This window comes from Streptomyces sp. NPDC001617 (genome assembly GCF_053596855.1).
The window spans coordinates 1-1,486 of sequence record NZ_JBSFHA010000208.1 but is presented as its reverse complement, the minus strand read 5'-3'; the positions used below and the strand labels follow the sequence as shown (position 1 = coordinate 1,486).

1 rRNA gene is annotated in these 1,486 nt (G+C 56.9%); it reads right to left on the bottom strand.

Features of this window, described 5'->3' with window-relative positions:
* Positions 1-22: 22 nt before the first annotated feature.
* Positions 23-1,486 (bottom strand): 23S ribosomal RNA (locus tag ACWC09_RS52605); the annotation flags it as partial.

The window sequence follows — 1,486 nt, the reverse complement described above, 5'->3', positions numbered from 1 at the left end:
AACACAGTGGACGCGAGCAACTGAGGACAAGCCCTCGGCCTATTAGTACCGGTCACCTCCACACGTTACCGTGCTTCCAGATCCGGCCTATCAACCCAGTCGTCTACTGGGAGCCTTACCCCATCAAGTGGGTGGGAGTCCTCATCTCGAAGCAGGCTTCCCGCTTAGATGCTTTCAGCGGTTATCCCTCCCGAACGTAGCCAACCAGCCATGCCCTTGGCAGAACAACTGGCACACCAGAGGTTCGTCCGTCCCGGTCCTCTCGTACTAGGGACAGCCCTTCTCAAGACTCCTACGCGCACAGCGGATAGGGACCGAACTGTCTCACGACGTTCTAAACCCAGCTCGCGTACCGCTTTAATGGGCGAACAGCCCAACCCTTGGGACCGACTCCAGCCCCAGGATGCGACGAGCCGACATCGAGGTGCCAAACCATCCCGTCGATATGGACTCTTGGGGAAGATCAGCCTGTTATCCCCGGGGTACCTTTTATCCGTTGAGCGACGGCGCTTCCACAAGCCACCGCCGGATCACTAGTCCCGACTTTCGTCCCTGCTCGACCCGTCGGTCTCACAGTCAAGCTCCCTTGTGCACTTACACTCAACACCTGATTGCCAACCAGGCTGAGGGAACCTTTGGGCGCCTCCGTTACTCTTTAGGAGGCAACCGCCCCAGTTAAACTACCCATCAGACACTGTCCCTGATCCGGATCACGGACCCAGGTTAGACATCCAGCACGACCAGACTGGTATTTCAACGACGACTCCCCCCGAACTGGCGTCCGGAGTTCACAGTCTCCCAGCTATCCTACACAAGCCGAACCGAACACCAATATCAAACTGTAGTAAAGGTCCCGGGGTCTTTCCGTCCTGCTGCGCGAAACGAGCATCTTTACTCGTAGTGCAATTTCACCGGGCCTATGGTTGAGACAGTCGAGAAGTCGTTACGCCATTCGTGCAGGTCGGAACTTACCCGACAAGGAATTTCGCTACCTTAGGATGGTTATAGTTACCACCGCCGTTTACTGGCGCTTAAGTTCTCAGCTTCGCACGCCCGAAAGCGCACTAACCGGTCCCCTTAACGTTCCAGCACCGGGCAGGCGTCAGTCCGTATACATCGCCTTACGGCTTCGCACGGACCTGTGTTTTTAGTAAACAGTCGCTTCTCGCTGGTCTCTGCGGCCACCCCCAGCTCGAACAGTAAATGCTCTCACCAGGCGTGGCCCCCCTTCTCCCGAAGTTACGGGGGCATTTTGCCGAGTTCCTTAACCATAGTTCACCCGAACGCCTCGGTATTCTCTACCTGACCACCTGAGTCGGTTTAGGGTACGGGCCGCCATGAAACTCGCTAGAGGCTTTTCTCGACAGCATAGGATCATCCACTTCACCACAATCGGCTCGGCATCAGGTCTCAGCCACAAGTACGACGGATTTACCTATCGCACGGCCTACACCCTTACCCCGGGACAACCACCGCCCGGGCTGGA